Below are 14,618 nucleotides of genomic sequence, written 5' to 3' on the forward strand. Positions count from 1 at the left end.
GCGATCATGGCCTCGATCTCGATCCGCAATCTCGTCAAGCGCTACGGCAATTTCACCGTGATCCCCGATCTCAATCTGGAGATCGCGGACCATGAATTCGTCGTCTTCGTCGGTCCGTCCGGCTGCGGCAAGTCGACCTTGCTGCGCATCATCGCAGGCCTCGAACCGATTTCGTCCGGCGACCTCTATATCGGCGACAAGTACGTCAACGGCGTGCAGGCAGCGCAGCGCGACATCGCGATGGTGTTCCAGGACTATGCGCTCTATCCGCACATGCGGGTCTACGACAACATGTCGTTTGCGCTGGAGCTGCGCGGCACGCCGAAGGCGGAGATCGACGCCCGCGTGAAGCGTGCCGCGGCGCTCCTGCACATCGAGCCCTATCTCGACCGCAAGCCGAAGGAGCTCTCCGGCGGCCAGCGCCAGCGCGTTGCCATGGGCCGCGCCATCGTGCGCAATCCGAAGGCCTTCCTGTTCGACGAGCCGCTGTCCAACCTCGACGCAAAGCTGCGCGGACAGGTGCGCGCCGAAATCAAGGCGCTGTCGCAGGAGCTAAAGACCACCATGGTCTTCGTCACCCACGACCAGATCGAGGCCATGACCATGGCCGACCGGATCGTGGTGCTCCTGAGCGGCACGATCCAGCAATACGACACGCCGGAGACGGTCTACGAGCGACCCGCCAACCAGTTCGTCGCCGGCTTCATCGGCTCGCCCGCGATGAACTTCTTCGCGGTCGAATGGCGCGAGGAGCGCGCGATCCTTTCGCAAGGTGGAACGGCAGTGCCGCTCGACGGCGAGACCGCAGGACGTCTGCGTCAGGCGGGTAATGCCGTGCTCGGCATTCGGCCCGAACATTTTGCCGTGGCCACGGATATCGCCGATGGCATTGCCATCAGCGTCAAGCTGGTCGAGCCGCTCGGCTCGGATACGCTGATCCATTTTGATCTTGCCGGCGTGTCGTCCATCGCGCGGGTCGATCCGTCGCTGCGGCCGAAGGTCGGCGATCGCATCACGCTGCGGCCGCAGTCGGGCAAGACGCATTTGTTCGACGCCGCCAACGGGGAGGTTTTGCGGTGAGCGCGCTGGCGAACATCGCGGATGTGTCGGCGCTGGCGGACGTGGCATCCGGGAAGAGCCCCGTGCACGTGATCTGCCTCGGGCTATCCGCGCTTGATCAGGTCTGGCGCGTCGATCGCCTGTTCGCGGGCCAAAGCGAGAAGATCAAGGCCGTCGGCTACGGCACGCTTGGCGGCGGTATGGCGGCCAATGCCTCGGTCGCGGTGGCAAAGCTCGGCGCGTCCGTCGCGTTCTGGGGGCGGGCAGGGAATGACGCCGCGGGTCATGAGATGAAGTCGGCCTTCACCGCCGAAGGCGTCGATGTCGAAAACTTCCGCCTGTTTCCCGATGGCCGCTCGTCCGTGTCCGGAGTTATCGTCGACAGCTCCGGTGAGCGGCAGATCGTCAACTTCCGTGGGCATTACCCGGAGGCCGCAGACTGGCTTCCGCTCGACGCCGTCGCGCGCGCATCCTCCGTGCTGGCTGACCCGCGCTGGGTCGATGGCGCCGCGACGCTGTTTCGACAAGCGCGATCGTGCGGCATCCCGACGGTGCTTGATGGCGACATGGCCGATGCCGAGGTGTTCGAACGGTTGTTGCCCTTGACCGATCACGCCATCTTCTCCGAGCCCGCGCTCACATCCTTTGCCGGCTCGGCAAAGGATGAATCTCTCGCAGCCCTCGCGCGCTTCGGCTGCCGCGTCATCGCTGTCACGCGCGGCGAGGGTGGTGTGAGCTGGTACGAAAGCGGCGAGCTGCACCGCCAGGCCGCCCATGCCGTCGATGTCGTGGACACGACAGGCGCGGGTGACGTCTTCCACGGCGCCTATGCGCTTGCGATCGCCGCCGGCCTCGACGTGCGCGCGGCCATGGCGTTCTCGGCAGCCACGGCCGCTATGAAATGCCGCCATGCCGGCGGTCGAAACGGAATCCCCGATATCAACGAGTGTCTTGTATTCATGAGGACGAAGCCATGAGAACGATTGGAAAGAACCGCGGCCTTGCACGGCTCGCTGACGCGGACGGCCATTTTCGGATGGTCGCGCTGGACCAGCGGCCGCCACTGTTCGATGCCATCGCGAAAGCGAAAGGCATCACGCGGGAGCAGGTGGAGTATTCCGACGTCACGGCGGCCAAGCGCCTCCTCGTCGAAAACCTCGCGCCGCATTGCAGCTCGATGCTGTTCGATCCGAATTTTGCGGTACCCGCTGCGATCGACCTGCTGCCGCCGCGCTGCGGACTGATCATGACCCTGGAAGAGCATCGCGTCGAGGAGACTGCGGGCGGCCGCAAGTCGCGTGCGATCACCAATTGGAGCGTGGAAAAAATTCGTGCCATGGGCGGCGACGCCGTCAAGGTGCTGGCCTGGTACCGGCCGGACGCCGATGCCGCGGTGAACGAACACCAGAAGCGCTTCGTGCGCAAGATCGGCGAGGACTGCGCCCGTCACGACATTCCCTATGTCCTGGAACTGCTGGTCTATCCGTTCCTCGGCAGCGCCAATCATACCGCCGACTACGTGGAATCGCCGGGCAAGCTCCCCGGCCTCGTCATCGACAGCGTGCGCGAGTTCGCCAAGCCGGAATACTGCGTCGATCTCCTCAAGCTGGAGAGCCCGCTCGCGGCCAACAGCCTGCCGGCCCGCGACGGTAGCGCGGAAGCAAAAGCTGCGCAGAATGAATTCGATGCGATCGGCGATATCTGCCGCCAGCGCAACATCCCCTGGGTGCTGCTGTCGGGAGGCGCTGCGCCAGAAAAGTTCGAGCTGGTGCTCGATTACTCCTATGCTGCAGGCGCGAGTGGCTTCCTGGCGGGCCGCACGATCTGGCTCGATGCCGTCCTGAAGAATTTCCCGGACCGCGCGGCGGTTTCGGCCAGCCTGCGCAAGGATGGCCTCAATGTGCTCGAGCGGCTCAGCGAGCTGACCACGGCCAAGGGCACGGCCTGGAAGGCGCGCTATCCGGTCTTCACTGAAATCAAGCAGGAAGGTGACTTCGCGCGCGCTTACTGAGATGGTGGCGGCTCCGCGTCGTCTCGCAGGATCTGCAACATGACTGACAGCTTCACCATCCGTTCGATCGAGGCGTTCTGCTATCGCTATCCGCTGGCGACGCCGGTGGTGACTTCGTTCGGCAAGATGCTCAACCGACCCGCCGTCTTCGTTCGCGCTGTCGACGAGGATGGCGTCGAGGGGTGGGGTGAAGCCTGGTCCAACTTTCCCGCACCGGGCGCCGAGCATCGCGCCCGGCTTGTCAATGACGTGCTTGCGCCGGGTCTTGTCGAGCGCAGGTTCGACGGCCCCGCGCAGGCTTTCGAGGCCTTGACTGAGGGTACCGAGGTCCTTGCACTTCAATGCGGCGAGCCCGGTCCGTTCGCGCAAGGAATTGCAGGCATCGATCTCGCGCTTTGGGATCTCGCCGCAAGGCGGCAGCGCTTGCCGCTGTGGCGGCTGCTCGGTGGGCAGTCGAGAAAGATCAAGGTTTATGCCAGCGGCATCAATCCCGGCGGCGCCGCGCAAATGGCGGAAGCCGCGCTTAAGCGCGGCCATCGCGCGCTGAAGTTGAAGGTCGGGTTCGGCGCGGAGACCGACCTTGCCAACCTCACCGCGCTGCGCGCGATCGTCGGCGCGGGCATGCTCGCCACGGATGCCAATCAGGGCTGGTCGGTGGATCAGGCATTGGAGGTGCTGCCGCGCTTGGCCGAGTTCGATCTGCGCTGGCTGGAGGAGCCGATCCGTGCCGATCGGCCGCGCGAGGAGTGGCGTAGGCTGTGGGCGAGCGCGAAGATGCCGATTGCCGCGGGCGAGAACATCTCCAGCGCTGCGGGCTTCAGGGAGGTTCTGGCGGAAGAGGTGCTCGGTGTGGTTCAGCCCGATATCGCGAAATGGGGCGGGCTCAGCGTCTGTGCCGGCCTCGCGCGAGACGTTCTGAAGTCGGGTAAAACGTTCTGCCCGCATTATCTCGGTGGCGGCATCGGACTGCTCGCCTCGGCGCATCTCCTCGCGGGTATTGGAGGTGCCGGATGGCTCGAGGTCGACGCCAACGACAATCCGCTGCGCGATCTGTTCTGCGGTCCAGTCGAGACCGTGCGCGAAGGCACCGTTTTGCTGAGCGACGAGCCCGGGCTCGGAATTGTGCCAGATCTTTCAACTATCGCTTGTTACCGCAGCGTATAGGCCCGCGGCGACGGTGTCGTCAGACGCGGCGGGCTATCAAAGTGCGATCGCTTGCGAATGCCTCTGTTATCTGGCGCGCAATCCATTCGGCCGTCGGGTTCGCGGTGACGTTGATCCAGACGAGGTCTCTGGAGGTCCGTGTCCAGCAGTGGCCGCCTACCTACCGAGCGCGACTTCCAACGCCATTAGCAGCGAATGCCTGCCCGATGCCAACGCACGAGTGTCTCGGGGCCGATGATCGTAAGGACCTCCAGGATCGACGGAAACCAACGATACAGCTGGATAAAGAACCAGCGGTCGCTGTTTGTCAGTCGCACCCGGCCCTTCACCTTACGCGTCACCCCAGCAACGCGGATAGGGTTTTCGGTACACACAGGTCGCCAGGCCTGTGCACTCGGGTTTTCGTGTGCACGATGTGTGTACGGAGGCGGCGATTTGGCTTCCAATCGGAGCGGATATGATCGTAGAAAGCCAGCTCGGGAAAGCTCGATCGCACCAAATTCTTCAGTCGGTCCAATCCGATGTGGGACCGAATGGAGACAAAAAAGACAAACGAAATGAATAGCTTAGACTGCCGCTTTTCCGTGGCGCCCATGATGGATTGGACTGATCGGCATTGCCGGGTGTTCCACCGTCACCTGACACGGCGGGCGCTGCTCTATACCGAGATGCTGACGACCGGTGCGATCATTCATGGCGACCGGGAGCGGCTGCTTGGGTTCGATGCGGTCGAGCATCCGGTCGCGCTTCAACTCGGCGGATCGGATCCGCGCGAGCTCGCGCAGGCGGCGCGGATCGGCGAGGAGTTCGGCTATGACGAGATCAATCTCAATGTCGGTTGCCCGTCCGACCGTGTGAAGGATGGCCGCTTCGGCGCTTGCCTCATGGCGGAGCCGGAGCTTGTGGCGCGGTGCGTCGAGGCGATGAAGCGTGCGGTTGCCGTGCCCGTCACGGTGAAGTGCCGCATCGGCATCGATGACCAGGATCCGGAGGTCGCACTCGATACGCTCGCGCGCGCGGTGGTCGCCTCCGGCTGCGATGCGCTGATCGTGCATGCGCGAAAAGCCTGGCTCAACGGTCTGTCGCCGAAGGAGAACCGCAACATTCCGCCGCTCGACTACGACCGCGTCTATCGCCTCAAGCGCGCGATGCCTGACGTGCCCGTCATCATCAATGGCGGCATCCCAGGCATCGACGAAGCGAAAGCCCATCTCGAACACGTCGACGGCGTGATGCTCGGCCGCGCCGCCTATCAGGAGCCGTGGCGGCTGTTGTCGGTCGATGCCGATATCTTCGGCGAGGCGGCGCCGCATGCGACCATGCAGGAGGCGTTCCAGGCGATGATGCCCTATATCGAGCAGCAGCTTGCACGGGGTACGCGGCTGCACGCCATCACGCGGCATTTCGTCGGGGCATTCCATGCCGTGCCCGGCGCACGCGCCTTCCGCCGCCATCTCGCCGAGAATGGGGTGAAGCCGGGCGCAGGTGTGGACGTGCTGCGCGATGCGATCGCGCGGGTCGGTGCGCGCGCGCCGGCGGAAGCGGCGGCCTAGCCGTAATCACACGAAGAGCCGGATTGCGACATCCGGCTCTTCGTCGATTGGTTTTAGCGGAACAGATCGAAGTGATAGTTCACGCCGACGCGGAAGGTGTGGAATTTCGCGGCGTTCCAGTCCGCCAAATCGTTATGCTTGAAGTCGGTGTAGAGATATTCGGCCTTGGCCGACCATTTCGGCAAGAACGCCCATTCGACGCCGCCGCCCGCGGTCCAGCCCATCTTCATCTTGTTGATCGGGCCGTCCTTCAGTTCGCCGGTGGCAAGACCGGCGGTCCCGAAGAAAAGCAGCCGTGAATCCATCGTGGCGATGCCGGCGCGGGCGCGGCCGGTCATATACCAGGGCAGGCTGATTGCGGCGCTGTTGAGCGCGTCGTGGTTCTTGATGTCTCCGCCTTCGAAGTCGTTCTCGATGCCGACCACGAACATCGGCGAGATCTGGTAGTTGTAGCCGATCTGCACGCCGCCAACGGCGCCCTTGACCTTGCCGCCGCCGGTGCCGACGAGATTGTTGAAGGCGTTGTCGCCGCTCTCGGCATAGCCGGCGTTGAAGCCCGCATAGAGGCCCGTCCACGAATAAACGGGCTGAGGCGTCGTGTAGGCGGAGGCCGGCGCTGCATAGCGCGGCGACAGGTCCGCAGCGCAGGCGCTGCCCGCTGCGAACGCAGCGGCAAAGGGCAGGGCGCGCATCGTGCAGCGTAAGGCGGCTCTGGCAGTCATGATTCTCAATCTCCCACTTGGCCGCATCCCCTAAGGGTGAGCAGCACTCATCCAACCCCGATCCGGGAATGGTGATTGTTATAAACCGACTGGGCGGTTTGTAAATAGCGGAAATGCCACACTCGGCCCGCTCCGGCGAGCGCGTCGCCTGTTGCAGTGTGAGGACGGTGGATTTGCGCGACTGCGTCTAATCGATCGCCGTGCGCGGGCGCCGGTGGCCGCCCTGAAGCTCCGGATAGCCGGTGAGCATCAACGTGTCGGAGCGAACGCCCCAGCTTTCGAGACGATCGAGGAAGCTCATGCCGAGCAGATTGGTCTTCATCTGGCCGCGCTGCACGACGAGGGCCGGCACTGATTTTTCGACGAGATGGCCGACGGAGAGACGGTCGAGCGTGAGGCGAGCGGCCTTGGTGTGGCCGCCGGCGGTCTCGAGATCGACGTTATACTCGAGCATATCGAGCGGCAGTCCGATCGCTCTTGCGGTTTCCCAGGTCAGCACCACCGAGGTCGCACCGGTATCGATCACCATCGGCGCGGCGATGCCGTTGATCTTTGCACGCAGCGCGAATTCGCCGCCCTGGCCGCGCTGGATCTGCACGGCAGGCGCCGGGGAGGCCGTCTGCGCGCGAAACATGTGCGAGACCTTGGTGCTCGCGCGCACGAACTGGTCGGGATCGCCATAAGCGACCACGGCACCGGCTGTGCCGGCGAGCATGACGAGAACGAGCAGGAAGCGGATCATTGCGCGCCTCCGCTGATGCGCAGGCCGGTCAGGCGCGTTTCGGCGATCCCGCGATCGGCTGCAATCCAGCATCCGTCATGCGTGCCGGCAACAGCGCCATGACCGAGAGACGCTCCGCGCTTTCCATGGCGTGCCAGCGTGCGATCTCCGGCAAGGTGCGGCCGCATCCGAAACACAGCTTGGTCTTGGGATCGATCATGCAGACGGCGACGCACGGTGTTTCTTTGCTCATCCGGACATAGTGAAGGATTGGCGGGTATGTCTGCAAGCATGGTTTAGGAGCCCGTACCTGCGCTCATGATCGGTTTGTGGCGCGGCCGGCGCTTCTCGTCGGGCACCTCCGGCTGGAGCGGCGGAGAATCATCCGACATCGGCGCCAGCGCGCTCATCACGCGCTCCGGCGGGAAGGTGACGATCACCTCGGTGCCGATGCGCAGCTTCGATTTCAGCGTGAACGTGCCGCCATGCAGGTCGATCAGGTTCTTGGCGATGGGCAGGCCCAGCCCTGCGCCCTGTTCGGCCGACTTGATCGAGTTGGAGCCCTGGCCGAACGAGGCGAGCACGATCGGAATCTCGTCCTCGGGGATTCCGGAGCCGGAATCCTTCACGGACAGATATTGTCCGCCCGACGCCGTCCAGCCGGCCTTGAGCCAGATCTCGCCGCCTTGCGGGGTGAACTTGATCGAGTTGGAGAGCAAATTGAGCACGACCTGGCGGATCGCACGTTCGTCGGCCCACAGTCGCGGCATGGCCTGCTCGAACACCTCGTGGATGGTGATGCCGCGGCTCGAGGCGCGCAGCTTCATCAGGTGGTGGCAGTCGGCGACGATTCCGACCAGCGCCACCGCCTCTTCGTTCAATTCGTAACGGCCGGCCTCGATCCGCGACAGATCGAGGATCTCGTTGATGAGGTTGAGAAGGTGCACGCCGGAATTGTGGATGTCGCCGGAATATTCCTTGTAGACCGGCACGGCATGCGCGCCAAAGATCTCGCTCTTCATCACCTCGGAGAAGCCGAGAATCGCGTTCAGCGGCGTGCGCAGCTCATGGCTCATCTGCGCCAGGAAACGCGATTTTGCGACGTTGGCGGCCTCGGCGCGGTGACGCGCTTCGTCGGAGATTGCTTTCGCCTGTTCCAGTTCGCCGATCAGCGCGTCCTTCTCGGCGCGTGCTTCCAGCGTAGCGAAGGTCGAGGAGTGCAGGCGGTGTGCCAGCAGCACGAAATAGCCTTCGGCCGCAAGCGCGAGCGCGGCCAGGATGTAATTGTCCAGCGCGCCGGTCATCGCAAAGCTCAGCGCCATCGCGACCGCAACCGGCGCGGTGGCGGCGAGAGCTGCGATCGGCAGGCTGGCCGCCAGCATACTCGATACTGCGATCACCAGCAGCATCAGGAACATCATCAGCGTTTCCGTGACCATGTCGAGGACGGGATGGATCAGGATCGCCATCCAGCACAGGCCATAGAGCAGATCGAGCATGACGAAGCGGGTCTGCCAGGCGCGCGTTGCCGCGGGCGAGGCGGGTTCGGCCAGGAAGCGGTGGCAGCTGCGGATCATCGCGGCGTGGATGCAGAGCATGCCGGCGGTCCAGGCCGCGGCCGGGATCGGCTGCATCCACAGCCCGAACAGCACGCCGGTCACGACCACCAGCAGCATCACGACATAGGAGGCCGACAGCCGCGTCTGTGCATATTGGCGCAGCATCTCGGCGTCGAAGGCCGGCCGGGTTCCGCTGGTCGACGTTAACTTATCGCGCGCCTCGCGCACCCGCTGCGACGCAGCCCGTCGGCTGCTCGCCGATGGAGCGCTTGCCGGCTCGGCCGGAAGCTGAACTACCTCTGGCTTTTCAGCGGGGTTACTCATCAAGCAACAACGATTCCTGCCCGCGCCGGACGCGGGCCTTCTGCATTGTCTATCTCTGGCAAGAAATCCTTAAGAGGTGACTTAAGGAGCTAAAGAATTACGTTAACCCCGCGTTAATTTTTAGTTCGCGCGGCGCCTCTCAATGCAGCCACGCATGCTGCGCGACATAGACCACGGCGCCCGCCAGATAGCCCGCGAGCGCGGGCACGGCGATGCGGCGGGCGTACCAGAGGAACTCGATCCGCTCGAGCCCCATGGCGGCAACGCCGGCGGCCGAGCCGATGATCAGGATCGACCCGCCAGTGCCGGCGCAATAGGCGATGAACTCCCAGAGGAAGCTGTCCGGCGGATAATGCGCGAGGTCGTACATGCCCATGGTCGCAGCCACCAGCGGCACGTTGTCGATGACCGCGCTGAGCAGCCCGAGCACGACGACGATGATGTCCTGGCGGCCGATCATGGCATCCAGCCATCGGGCCACCGTCGAGAGCAGGCCGGCATGTTCGAGACAGGCGACCGCGAGCAGGATGCCGAGGAAGAACACGACCGAGCCCATGTCGATCCGCGTCAACGCATGCGCCAGCGACAGGGGACTGCGCACATGTTCGTCCTTGTCGCGATGCACGACCTCGCCGACCAGCCAGACGACGCCCAGCCCGAGCAGGACGCCCATGAACGGCGGCAGGTGCGTGACCGTCTTGAAGGCGGGTACCGCGACGAGCGTCCCGAGCCCGAGATAGAACATCACGTTTCGCTCGAACGGAGCGACGCCCTGCAACCCGTCGTCCTTCTGCGGCGGCGCGATACTCTTGCCTTTGAGCGAAAAGCTGAGGAACGCGAGCGGCACCAGCAGATTGACCAGCGAGGGCAGGAACACCGCGCCCATGATCTTCACCGGAGATATCTGTCCGCCGATCCACAGCATGGTCGTGGTGACGTCGCCGATCACGGTCCACGCGCCGCCAGCATTCGCAGCGATGACGATGAGCGAGGCGAACAGCAGGCGGTCCTCACGCCGGGCAATCAGCCGCTGGATCAGCGAGACCATGACGATGGTGGTCGTCAGATTGTCCAGGATCGAGCTCAGGAAGAACGTCACGAAGCCGATCAGCCAGATCAGCCTGACCTGGCTGGTCGTGCTGATGCGGGAAGTGATGACCTCGAAGCCGTCATGAGCGTCGATCACCTCGACGATGGTCATCGCGCCGATCAGGAAGAACACGATCTGCGCGGTGGAGGCGACGGAGTCGTCGAGCTGACGGCCGACCACAGCGTGGTCGCCCGTCGCGAGCGCGTAGACTGTCCAGAGCAGGCCCGCAGCCAACAGCGCAGACGCGCTCTTGTTGACCCCGATGGGGTGCTCGAGCGCGATGGCCGCGTAGGCCAGAACGAAGATGGCGGCGATCGCGATCAGCAAGACAGGTCCGGAACGTTCGAGATCAGCGATTGAGGCGCGCGAGCAGGCTCGATGTATCCCAGCGCTTGCCGCCCATCTTTTCGACTTCGGCGTAGAACTGGTCGACCAGCGCGGTGACAGGCAGGTTGGCGCCGTTGCGGCGGGCCTCGGCCAGCGAGATCGAGAGGTCCTTGCGCATCCATTCGACCGCGAAGCCGAAATCGTACTTGTCGTCATTCATGGTCTTGTAGCGGTTCTCCATCTGCCAGGATTGCGCAGCGCCCTTGGAGATGGTCTCGATCACGGCGGCGACGTCGAGGCCGCTCTTCTTGGCGAAGTGGATGCCCTCCGAGAGGCCCTGAACCAGGCCAGCGATGCAGATCTGGTTGACCATCTTGGTCAGCTGCCCCGAGCCGGCGGGCCCGAGCAGTTTGCACATCCGCGCGTAGGCGCTGTTGATGATCGGCTCGGCGCCGGCATAGGCGCCCTCGGCGCCACCGCACATCACCGTCAGCACGCCGTTCTCGGCGCCGGCCTGACCGCCTGATACGGGTGCGTCGATGAACTTGAATCCGGCCTTGGTTGCGGCCGCATCGAGCTCGCGCGCGACTTCGGCCGAGGCGGTGGTGTGGTCGACGAAGGTCGCGCCCTTCTTCATGCCGGCAAACGCGCCATCAGCACCAATCGTGACCGCGCGAAGATCGTTGTCGTTGCCGACGCAGCACATCACGAAGTCCTGGCCTTCGGCCGCGGCCTTCGGGGTCGCCGCGGTCTTGCCGCCGAACTTGTCCGCCCATTCCTTCGCCTTGGCCGCAGTACGGTTGTAGACGGTGACCTCATGGCCCCCTTTTTTCACGAGGTGTCCGGCCATGGGGAAGCCCATCACGCCGAGACCGAGGAAAGCGATTTTAGCCATTGTGGTACCTTGTCCGTAGTTTGAGTTTTACGGTTGTAGCCGGGCGGAGGCGCCCAAGCGGCATTTTTGAGGTTCCGTCTTGAAACGGATCGGGCGCACCATAAACCCTTAAGTGCGGAGGGCAACGGCTTCGTTTGGCGGCCTCCCGTGCTAGGATAGCGGACCTTAAGGACTTCAAAACAAGGGAGCGAAAGCATGGGCGGCGTGAGCGTTGGTGTGCTCGATCATTTCAACATCCGGACCCGGAATTTGGCCGAGACGGTCCGCTTTTACGAGGACGTGCTGGGCCTGGAAAATGGCGCCCGGCCGAATTTCGCATTCCCCGGCGCCTGGATGTACAGCGAGGGCAAGCCGGTGGTGCACCTCGTCGATATCTCCCCGACCTCGGAGCCGCAAAAGCCGGATTCCGGCGTTGTCCATCACGTCGCCTTCGTCAGCCGCGGGTTCGACGGCATGAAGCAGCGGCTGACCTCCAAAGGCATGAAATTCGACTCCCGCCAGGTGCCCGGCGGCGACCTCTGGCAGATCTTCGTCCACGACCCCAACGGGGTCATGATCGAGCTGAATTACGAGGCGGCCCTGGAGCAGGGGGCGGCGCCCGCCGAGATGGCTGGTGACATTGGCAGGCAGTAGCCTTTTGGGTGTTTCCGCTCTAATGGGGCATCTTGAAATCTAGGAGATGCGCTTTGAGCGTGACGCAGCAACAGGTTCTCGACAGCCTCGCCAGGATCAAGTCGCCCCGCGGGGTCGCGCTCACCAATGCCAATGTGCTGAGCGCGATCAGCGCGGCCGACGGCAAGGTGTTCTTCTCGATCAACGTCGATGCCGCCGAAGCGCGGGCCTGGGAATCCGTCCGGGCCGAGGCCGAGGCGGCCGTGCGCGCCATGCCCGGCGTCACCACCGTGATGGTGGCACTGACCGCCGAGCGCAAGGCGGGTGCAGCACCACCGCCACCCCCGCAGCCGAGCCGCGGCTCGCCCGGCGTGCAGCCGGTCCACGCCCACAAGCCGCCACCGCAGGGCGGCGCTCAATCGCCGATGGCGCGGCAGTCGGAGATTCCGGGCGTTGCAGCGGTGATCGCGGTCGCCTCGGGCAAGGGCGGCGTCGGCAAATCGACCACCGCGCTCAATCTGGCGCTTGGCCTGCGCGACCTCGGACTCAAGGTCGGGCTGCTCGATGCCGACATCTACGGCCCCTCGGTGCCGCGCCTGACGGGCCTGCACGAGAAGCCGGAGCTCGACGGCGAGCGCAAGATGATTCCGCTCAAGCGTTTCGGCCTCGCCATCATGTCGATCGGCTTCCTCGTCGAGGAAGAGACCGCGATGATCTGGCGCGGCCCGATGGTGATGTCGGCGGTGACGCAGATGCTGCGCGACGTCGCGTGGGGCACGCTCGACGTGCTCGTTGTCGACATGCCGCCCGGCACCGGCGATGCCCAGCTGACGCTGGCGCAGAACGTGCCCCTGAAGGGCGCCGTGATCGTCTCGACCCCGCAGGACCTGTCGCTGATCGACGCGCGCCGGGGCCTTGCGATGTTCAAAAAGGTCAACGTGCCCGTGCTGGGGATCGTCGAGAACATGAGCTATTTCCAGTGCCCGCATTGCGGCACGAAATCCGACATTTTCGGCCATGGCGGCGCGCGCCACGAGGCCGAGAAGCTGGACGTGCCGTTCCTGGGCGAGATCCCGCTCCACATGGCGATTCGCGCCTCGTCGGATGCCGGTAGCCCGGTGGTCGACAGCGAGCCGGACGGGCCTCATGCGGCGATCTATCGCGCCATTGCGGGGCAGGTCCGGGACCAGCTCAAGGGCGTCATCGCCGCGGCCTGAGCCGGTTCTGGGGACATGCGACTTTCGTAGAGCCCCGTCATGCCAATGTCGCGTTCCGAAACCGGGCCGTCCGTGTTAAAGGCCACGGCAGTCAAGCCCCTTCGGTCCGACGCGGCCCAAAACGCGTCGCCGGAATGAGCGGCGACAAAGAGGAAGTTAGGGGAAACGCCCCAACAAGGAGAGACAAGAAGATGAAGCGTCGTGATTTTCTGAAAGTGTCGGCAGCAGGCGCGGCGGCGACCGCCGCGGTGGCCTCGCCGGCGATCGCGCAGTCCTCGCCCGAGATCAAGTGGCGCATGACGTCGAGCTTCCCGAAGTCGCTCGACACCATCTATGGCGGCGGCGAGCAGGTGGCGAAGTACGTCGCCGAGATGACCGACAACAAGTTCCAGATTCAGGTGTTCGCAGCGGGCGAAATCGTTCCCGGCCTGCAGGCGCTCGACGCGACCACCAGCGGCACGGTCGAGATGTGCCACACCGTCTCCTACTACTATGTCGGTAAGGACCCGACCTGGGCGATCTACGCCTCGGTGCCGTTCGGCCTCAACGCACGCCAGCAGAACTCCTGGTGGTATCAGGGCGGCGGCATGGAGCTCGGCAACGAGTTCTTCAAGAAGTCGAACGTGATCGGCTTCCCCTGCGGCAACACCGGCACGCAGATGGGCGGCTGGTTCCGCAAGGAGATCAAGACCGTTGCGGATCTGTCCGGCCTCAAGATGCGCATCGGCGGCATTGCCGGCCAGGTGCTTCAGAAGGTCGGCGTGGTGCCGCAGCAGCTCGCTGGCGGCGACATCTATCCGGCGCTGGAGAAGGGCACCATCGACGCCGCCGAGTGGGTCGGCCCCTACGATGACGAGAAGCTCGGCTTCGCCAAGGTCGCCAAGTACTACTACTATCCCGGCTTCTGGGAAGGCGGCCCGACCGTCCATGCCTTTGCCAATCTCGACAAGTGGAATTCGCTGCCGAAGAACTACCAGGCGATCCTCACCAACGCGATGGCCAACGCCAACAGCTGGATGGCCGCGCGCTACGACATGCAGAACCCGGGCGCGCTGAAGCGCCTGGTGGCCGGCGGCACCCAGCTTCGTCCCTTCACCAACGAGGTGCTGGAAGCCTGCCTCAAGGCGACCAACGAACTGTGGGGCGAGATCTCGGCCAAGAACCCCGACTTCAAGAAATCGATCGACGCCATGCAGGCCTACCGTTCCGACGAATATCTGTGGTGGCAGGTCGCCGAATACACCTATGACAGCTTCATGATCCGCTCGCGCACCCGCGGCTGATCTTTCGAAGCGAAGCAAGACGACGGAGCCCGGTCTCGTTCGCGAGGCCGGGCTTTTTGTTTTTTGCGGGTGCATTCGCAG

Annotated in this window: 14 protein-coding genes; 8 read left to right on the top strand and 6 right to left on the bottom strand. The window is 64.3% G+C overall.

The annotated features are described in order from the left end of the window. Positions 1-6: 6 nt before the first annotated feature. From BMW89_RS09070 to dusA, 5 genes are all read left to right on the top strand, one after another. Positions 7-1,080, top strand: a complete 1,074-nt coding sequence (locus BMW89_RS09070; RefSeq protein ID WP_092024803.1) for an ABC transporter ATP-binding protein — start codon at positions 7-9, stop codon at positions 1,078-1,080. After that, complete coding sequence (locus tag BMW89_RS09075; RefSeq protein WP_092024805.1) at positions 1,077-2,036, top strand: sugar kinase; 960 nt, start codon at positions 1,077-1,079, stop codon at positions 2,034-2,036. The genes BMW89_RS09070 and BMW89_RS09075 overlap by 4 nt, the downstream gene beginning before the upstream one ends. Next, the gene (locus BMW89_RS09080; protein WP_092024807.1) at positions 2,033-3,070 is read left to right on the top strand and encodes a tagatose 1,6-diphosphate aldolase; all 1,038 of its coding nucleotides are present in this window, start codon (positions 2,033-2,035) and stop codon (positions 3,068-3,070) included. Before BMW89_RS09075 ends, BMW89_RS09080 begins: the two co-directional genes overlap by 4 nt. 39 nt (positions 3,071-3,109) lie before the next feature. Continuing rightward, on the top strand, positions 3,110-4,234 hold the full coding sequence (locus tag BMW89_RS09085; protein WP_092024809.1) for a mandelate racemase/muconate lactonizing enzyme family protein: 1,125 nt from the start codon (positions 3,110-3,112) through the stop codon (positions 4,232-4,234). A 557-nt stretch (positions 4,235-4,791) separates the two neighbouring features. Beyond that, positions 4,792-5,787 (top strand): tRNA dihydrouridine(20/20a) synthase DusA, encoded by a 996-nt coding sequence (gene dusA / locus BMW89_RS09090; protein WP_092026218.1) that lies wholly within the window; start codon positions 4,792-4,794, stop codon positions 5,785-5,787. A 53-nt stretch (positions 5,788-5,840) separates the two neighbouring features. Here the strand turns inward: dusA and BMW89_RS09095 are convergent, their stop codons facing one another. The 6 genes from BMW89_RS09095 to BMW89_RS09120 form a co-directional block, all read right to left on the bottom strand. Continuing rightward, on the bottom strand, positions 5,841-6,509 hold the full coding sequence (locus BMW89_RS09095) for an outer membrane protein (RefSeq protein ID WP_177195933.1): 669 nt from the start codon (positions 6,507-6,509) through the stop codon (positions 5,841-5,843). 187 nt (positions 6,510-6,696) lie between these two features. Further along, positions 6,697-7,251, bottom strand: coding sequence for a TIGR02281 family clan AA aspartic protease (locus BMW89_RS09100; RefSeq protein WP_092024811.1), 555 nt, complete (start codon positions 7,249-7,251; stop codon positions 6,697-6,699). Between the two features lie 28 nt (positions 7,252-7,279). Continuing rightward, positions 7,280-7,483 (bottom strand): DUF1289 domain-containing protein, encoded by a 204-nt coding sequence (locus BMW89_RS09105; RefSeq protein WP_092024813.1) that lies wholly within the window; start codon positions 7,481-7,483, stop codon positions 7,280-7,282. Between the two features lie 43 nt (positions 7,484-7,526). Next, complete coding sequence (locus tag BMW89_RS09110) at positions 7,527-9,113, bottom strand: sensor histidine kinase (protein ID WP_092024815.1); 1,587 nt, start codon at positions 9,111-9,113, stop codon at positions 7,527-7,529. Positions 9,114-9,252: 139 nt separating this feature from the next. Then, positions 9,253-10,530 (bottom strand): sodium:proton antiporter NhaD, encoded by a 1,278-nt coding sequence (nhaD, locus tag BMW89_RS09115; RefSeq protein WP_092024818.1) that lies wholly within the window; start codon positions 10,528-10,530, stop codon positions 9,253-9,255. A 22-nt stretch (positions 10,531-10,552) separates the two neighbouring features. Beyond that, entirely contained in the window at positions 10,553-11,425 is an 873-nt protein-coding gene (locus tag BMW89_RS09120; protein WP_092024820.1) for an NAD(P)-dependent oxidoreductase, read from the bottom strand. A 195-nt stretch (positions 11,426-11,620) separates the two neighbouring features. Here BMW89_RS09120 and BMW89_RS09125 point away from each other — a divergent pair, with 195 nt between their 5' ends. From BMW89_RS09125 to BMW89_RS09135, 3 genes are all read left to right on the top strand, one after another. Then, entirely contained in the window at positions 11,621-12,058 is a 438-nt protein-coding gene (locus tag BMW89_RS09125; protein ID WP_092024822.1) for a VOC family protein, read from the top strand. 53 nt (positions 12,059-12,111) lie between these two features. Beyond that, positions 12,112-13,254, top strand: coding sequence for an Mrp/NBP35 family ATP-binding protein (locus BMW89_RS09130; protein WP_092024824.1), 1,143 nt, complete (start codon positions 12,112-12,114; stop codon positions 13,252-13,254). A gap of 191 nt (positions 13,255-13,445) precedes the next feature. Further along, positions 13,446-14,537: a TRAP transporter substrate-binding protein gene (locus BMW89_RS09135; RefSeq protein ID WP_092024825.1), complete on the top strand. Its 1,092-nt coding sequence runs from the start codon at positions 13,446-13,448 to the stop codon at positions 14,535-14,537. Positions 14,538-14,618: the final 81 nt, after the last annotated feature.

Source organism: Bradyrhizobium sp. OK095 (assembly GCF_900109945.1).
Lineage (GTDB): Bacteria > Pseudomonadota > Alphaproteobacteria > Rhizobiales > Xanthobacteraceae > Bradyrhizobium.

Coding starts and splice junctions, on each gene's coding strand:
- BMW89_RS09070 (WP_092024803.1), top strand. CDS start 7: ATGGCCTCGATCTCGATCCGCAATCTCGTCAAGCGCTACGGCAATTTC.
- BMW89_RS09080 (WP_092024807.1), top strand. CDS start 2,033: ATGAGAACGATTGGAAAGAACCGCGGCCTTGCACGGCTCGCTGACGCG.
- BMW89_RS09085 (WP_092024809.1), top strand. CDS start 3,110: ATGACTGACAGCTTCACCATCCGTTCGATCGAGGCGTTCTGCTATCGC.
- dusA (WP_092026218.1), top strand. CDS start 4,792: ATGAATAGCTTAGACTGCCGCTTTTCCGTGGCGCCCATGATGGATTGG.
- BMW89_RS09095 (WP_177195933.1), bottom strand. CDS start 6,509: ATGACTGCCAGAGCCGCCTTACGCTGCACGATGCGCGCCCTGCCCTTT.
- BMW89_RS09100 (WP_092024811.1), bottom strand. CDS start 7,251: ATGATCCGCTTCCTGCTCGTTCTCGTCATGCTCGCCGGCACAGCCGGT.
- BMW89_RS09105 (WP_092024813.1), bottom strand. CDS start 7,483: ATGAGCAAAGAAACACCGTGCGTCGCCGTCTGCATGATCGATCCCAAG.
- BMW89_RS09110 (WP_092024815.1), bottom strand. CDS start 9,113: ATGAGTAACCCCGCTGAAAAGCCAGAGGTAGTTCAGCTTCCGGCCGAG.
- BMW89_RS09120 (WP_092024820.1), bottom strand. CDS start 11,425: ATGGCTAAAATCGCTTTCCTCGGTCTCGGCGTGATGGGCTTCCCCATG.
- BMW89_RS09125 (WP_092024822.1), top strand. CDS start 11,621: ATGGGCGGCGTGAGCGTTGGTGTGCTCGATCATTTCAACATCCGGACC.
- BMW89_RS09135 (WP_092024825.1), top strand. CDS start 13,446: ATGAAGCGTCGTGATTTTCTGAAAGTGTCGGCAGCAGGCGCGGCGGCG.